The organism is Flavobacterium magnesitis, assembly GCF_041729735.1.
Taxonomy (GTDB): Bacteria; Bacteroidota; Bacteroidia; order Flavobacteriales; family Flavobacteriaceae; genus Flavobacterium; species Flavobacterium magnesitis.
On record NZ_JBCFQK010000044.1, the window covers coordinates 1 to 4970 of the forward strand.

2 tRNA genes and 2 rRNA genes are annotated in these 4970 nt (G+C 47.7%); all 4 read left to right on the forward strand.

The window, feature by feature from the left end:
• Window positions 1–7: 7 nt before the first annotated feature.
• Window positions 8–1521, forward strand: a 16S ribosomal RNA gene (locus AAGV33_RS16265).
• Window positions 1522–1651: 130 nt separating this feature from the next.
• Window positions 1652–1725 (forward strand) — tRNA-Ile (locus AAGV33_RS16270).
• 92 nt (window positions 1726–1817) lie between these two features.
• Window positions 1818–1891 (forward strand) — tRNA-Ala (locus AAGV33_RS16275).
• 195 nt (window positions 1892–2086) lie between these two features.
• Window positions 2087–4969: ribosomal RNA gene (locus AAGV33_RS16280) — 23S ribosomal RNA — on the forward strand.
• Together the 16S and 23S rRNA genes with 2 tRNA genes alongside form the textbook arrangement of a ribosomal RNA operon.
• The last annotated feature ends 1 nt before the right edge of the window (window position 4970 follow it).

Consider the following 4970-nt stretch of genomic DNA (forward strand, 5'->3'; position numbering starts at 1 on the left):
ATAATATACGATGAAGAGTTTGATCCTGGCTCAGGATGAACGCTAGCGGCAGGCTTAACACATGCAAGTCGAGGGGTATAGTTCTTCGGAATTAGAGACCGGCGCACGGGTGCGTAACGCGTATGCAATCTACCTTTCACAGAGGGATAGCCCAGAGAAATTTGGATTAATACCTCATAGTATTATAGTATGGCATCATATTATAATTAAAGTCACAACGGTGAAAGATGAGCATGCGTCCCATTAGCTAGATGGTAAGGTAACGGCTTACCATGGCTACGATGGGTAGGGGTCCTGAGAGGGAGATCCCCCACACTGGTACTGAGACACGGACCAGACTCCTACGGGAGGCAGCAGTGAGGAATATTGGTCAATGGAGGCAACTCTGAACCAGCCATGCCGCGTGCAGGATGACGGTCCTATGGATTGTAAACTGCTTTTGCACAGGAAGAAACAACGCTACGTGTAGCGTCTTGACGGTACTGTGAGAATAAGGATCGGCTAACTCCGTGCCAGCAGCCGCGGTAATACGGAGGATCCAAGCGTTATCCGGAATCATTGGGTTTAAAGGGTCCGTAGGCGGCCTTATAAGTCAGTGGTGAAATCTCCCCGCTCAACGGGGAAACTGCCATTGATACTGTAGGGCTTGAATAATTAGGAAGTAACTAGAATATGTAGTGTAGCGGTGAAATGCTTAGAGATTACATGGAATACCAATTGCGAAGGCAGGTTACTACTAATTTATTGACGCTGATGGACGAAAGCGTGGGTAGCGAACAGGATTAGATACCCTGGTAGTCCACGCCGTAAACGATGGATACTAGCTGTTGGGGGCAACTTCAGTGGCTAAGCGAAAGTGATAAGTATCCCACCTGGGGAGTACGAACGCAAGTTTGAAACTCAAAGGAATTGACGGGGGCCCGCACAAGCGGTGGAGCATGTGGTTTAATTCGATGATACGCGAGGAACCTTACCAAGGCTTAAATGTAGATTGACCGGTTTGGAAACAGACTTTTCGCAAGACAATTTACAAGGTGCTGCATGGTTGTCGTCAGCTCGTGCCGTGAGGTGTCAGGTTAAGTCCTATAACGAGCGCAACCCCTGTTGTTAGTTGCCATCGAGTCATGTCGGGAACTCTAACGAGACTGCCAGTGCAAACTGTGAGGAAGGTGGGGATGACGTCAAATCATCACGGCCCTTACGCCTTGGGCTACACACGTGCTACAATGGCCGGTACAGAGAGCAGCCACTGGGTGACCAGGAGCGAATCTACAAAGCCGGTCACAGTTCGGATCGGAGTCTGCAACTCGACTCCGTGAAGCTGGAATCGCTAGTAATCGGATATCAGCCATGATCCGGTGAATACGTTCCCGGGCCTTGTACACACCGCCCGTCAAGCCATGGAAGCTGGGGGTGCCTGAAGTCGGTGACCGCAAGGAGCTGCCTAGGGTAAAACTGGTAACTAGGGCTAAGTCGTAACAAGGTAGCCGTACCGGAAGGTGCGGCTGGAACACCTCCTTTCTAGAGCCTTAGTGTTAGCTATACGCACGCTAGGGAAAAAGACAAAAAGACCTCTTGGTTTTTAATGTTGACATTTTATTACTCTTGCTGTTAATTTAAAAAAAAGAATAAGAATTTAAGTAAAAAACAGAGTCTCGTAGCTCAGCTGGTTAGAGTACTACACTGATAATGTAGGGGTCGGCAGTTCGAGTCTGCCCGGGACTACTCTTTTAACTTAAATAAAGGAAATTCTAGAGGTTGAGATCCTTATTTATTTGGAATTTGGAAATTAAAAATTTTGGAATTTTAAAAATAATGGGGGATTAGCTCAGCTGGCTAGAGCGCCTGCCTTGCACGCAGGAGGTCAACGGTTCGACTCCGTTATTCTCCACAAGCTCAAAGAGCAAATTTCAAAAAAGAAATAACAAATACCAATCATTGGGATTTGTGATTTAAAAATTGGAATTTCTTAGAGTAAAAGTTCATTGACATATTGAGATAAGAAAAATATTAAAAGTAGAAAGCGTTTTTTACTATTTATAGTAGAGAACAAACAAAACGGTCTTAATTAATTTTAAGATTGGTACAATAAGCAAAATAAGGGCGTATGGGGGATGCCTAGGCTCTCAGAGGCGATGAAAGGCGTGATAAGCTGCGAAAAGCTACGGGGACAAGCACACATTGATTGATCCGTAGATACCTGAATGGGGCAACCCACTATGTTGAAGACATAGTACACCGATAGGTGGGCAAACCCGCTGAACTGAAACATCTAAGTAGGCGGAGGAGAAGAAAACAAAAGTGATTCCGTAAGTAGTGGCGAGCGAACGCGGATTAGCCCAAACCAATGTTGTTACGGCAATGTTGGGGTTGTAGGACCACGACATTTTATGTACAAGGAACCAGAAGTTACTGGAAAGTAGCGCCACAGAGGGTGATAGCCCCGTATGGGTAACGAGTATAATAGATAGTGGTATCCTGAGTAGGGCGGGGCACGTGAAACCCTGTCTGAATTTGGCGGGACCATCCGCTAAGGCTAAATACTCCTGAGAGACCGATAGTGAACCAGTACCGTGAGGGAAAGGTGAAAAGAACCGTGAATAACGGAGTGAAATAGATCCTGAAACCATACGCTTACAAGCGGTCGGAGCCCATTCGTTGGGTGACGGCGTGCCTTTTGCATAATGAGCCTACGAGTTAACGTTGCTGGCAAGGATAAGTGGTTAAGCCACGGATCCGTAGCGAAAGCGAGTCTGAATAGGGCGCTTTAGTCAGTAGTGTTAGACGCGAAACCGTGTGATCTACCCATGGACAGGTTGAAGCTGTGGTAACACACAGTGGAGGACCGAACCCGTTGACGTTGAAAAGTCTTGGGATGATCTGTGGGTAGGGGTGAAAGGCCAATCAAACTCGGAAATAGCTCGTACTCCCCGAAATGCATTTAGGTGCAGCGCTGAATTAAGTTATATAGAGGTAGAGCTACTGATTGGATGCGGGGGCTTCACCGCCTACCAATTCCTGACAAACTCCGAATGCTATATAATGTTTCTCAGCAGTGAGGGCTTGGGTGCTAAGGTCCAAGTCCGAGAGGGAAAGAACCCAGACCATCAGCTAAGGTCCCCAAATATATACTAAGTTGAAAGAACGCGGTTTGTCTGCCCAGACAGCTAGGATGTTGGCTTGGAAGCAGCCATTCATTTAAAGAGTGCGTAACAGCTCACTAGTCGAGCGGACGAGCATGGATAATAATCGGGCATAAGTATATTACCGAAGCTATGGATTTAGAGTTTACTCTAAGTGGTAGGGGAGCATTCTAACAGGGTTGAAGGTGTGTCGTAAGGCATGCTGGACTGGTTAGAAAAGAAAATGTAGGCATAAGTAACGATAATGCGGGCGAGAAACCCGCACACCGAAAGACTAAGGTTTCCACAGCTATGCTAATCAGCTGTGGGTTAGTCGGGACCTAAGGCGAACCCGAAAGGGACAGTCGATGGCCAACGGGTTAATATTCCCGTACTACTGTTAACTGTGATGGGGTGACGGAGTGATGAAAGTGCCGCGAACTGACGGAATAGTTCGTTGAAGTACCTACCTATAAGACCCGCAGGCAAATCCACGGGTTTTGGGGAAATACGATAGTACACGGAGACTTCGGTTGAAGTGATAGTGCACCTAAGGGCTTCCAAGAAAAACCTCTAAACTTCAGGTTAATAGTACCCGTACCGCAAACCGACACAGGTAGTCGAGATGAGAATTCTAAGGTGCTCGAGAGATTCATGGCTAAGGAATTAGGCAAAATAGACCCGTAACTTCGGGAGAAGGGTCGCCCTGAGTAATCAGGGCCGCAGTGAAGAGGTCCAGGCGACTGTTTATCAAAAACACAGGGCTCTGCAAAATCGTAAGATGAAGTATAGGGCCTGACACCTGCCCGGTGCTGGAAGGTTAAGAGGAGATGTTATCTTCGGAGAAGCATTGAATTGAAGCCCCAGTAAACGGCGGCCGTAACTATAACGGTCCTAAGGTAGCGAAATTCCTTGTCGGGTAAGTTCCGACCTGCACGAATGGTGTAACGATCTGGACACTGTCTCAGCCATGAGCTCGGTGAAATTGTAGTAACGGTGAAGATGCCGTTTACCCGCAGTGGGACGAAAAGACCCTGTGCACCTTTACTATAGCTTAGTATTGACCTTGGATAAATGATGTGTAGGATAGGTTGGAGACTGTGAAGTGGCGTCGCTAGGCGTTGTGGAGTCATTGTTGAAATACAACCCTTTGTTTATCTGAGGCCTAACCCCGCGTTTGCGGGGGACATTGCTTGGTGGGTAGTTTGACTGGGGTGGTCGCCTCCAAAAGAGTAACGGAGGCTTCTAAAGGTTCCCTCAGTACGCTTGGTAACCGTGCGAAGAGTGCAATGGCATAAGGGAGCTTGACTGAGAGACATACAGGTCGATCAGGTACGAAAGTAGAGCATAGTGATCCGGTGGTTCCGCATGGAAGGGCCATCGCTCAAAGGATAAAAGGTACGCCGGGGATAACAGGCTGATCTCCCCCAAGAGCTCATATCGACGGGGGGGTTTGGCACCTCGATGTCGGCTCGTCACATCCTGGGGCTGGAGAAGGTCCCAAGGGTTGGGCTGTTCGCCCATTAAAGTGGCACGCGAGCTGGGTTCAGAACGTCGTGAGACAGTTCGGTCTCTATCTACTGTGGGCGCAAGAAATTTGAGTGGATCTGATTCTAGTACGAGAGGACCGAATTGGACTAACCTCTAGTGTATCTGTTGTCACGCCAGTGGCATGGCAGAGTAGCTACGTTGGGAAGGGATAAGCGCTGAAAGCATATAAGCGCGAAACCCACCACAAGATGAGATTTCTTTTAAGGATCGTGGGAGATGACCACGTTGATAGGCTATAGATGTAAAGGCAGTAATGTCATAGTCGAGTAGTACTAATAATCCGTAAGCTTATGTACA